Raw genomic sequence first — 439 nt, forward strand, 5'->3', positions numbered from 1 at the left:
CCCTCCCCCCCCCCCCCCCCCCCCCCCCCCCCCCCCCCCCCCCCCCCCCCCCCCCCCCCCCCCCCCCCCTTCCCACCAAAATCATCCCCATCACACCATGCCTAGTCTCGTGGGCTCGTAGAGGTGTAGAAGAGACAGGTATGAGTACCGTCGCCATTGTCTTTAACATCGGCCTTGGCATTCTTACCATCGGCACCAGTTGCACCAGTATTACCAGCTTCACCTTTAGCACCAGTTGCACCGTCTTTAACGATAGTGGTAGTGGTATTACCGTTACCGTCTTTGATGGTTACAGTGTGAGTACCGTCGCCGTTGTCTTTAACTTCAGCTTCAGCGTTCTTACCGTCTTTACCCATATTGACCTTAGTACGCCTCTTACAGCCCTCACAGACCGCAGCAGCATTCTTACCTTTACCGTCCTTTATTGTTCACATGTTGG

General features: G+C 56.0%; 1 protein-coding gene. It reads right to left on the bottom strand.

Going from position 1 to position 439, the window contains the following annotated elements:
- Positions 1 to 101: 101 nt before the first annotated feature.
- Complete coding sequence (locus tag ACTHUR_RS21260; RefSeq protein ID WP_440400793.1) at positions 102 to 356, bottom strand: collagen-flanked surface repeat-containing protein; 255 nt, start codon at positions 354 to 356, stop codon at positions 102 to 104.
- Positions 357 to 439 lie beyond the last annotated feature (83 nt).

The sequence above is a fragment of the Neisseria sp. P0021.S007 genome (genome assembly GCF_051956855.1).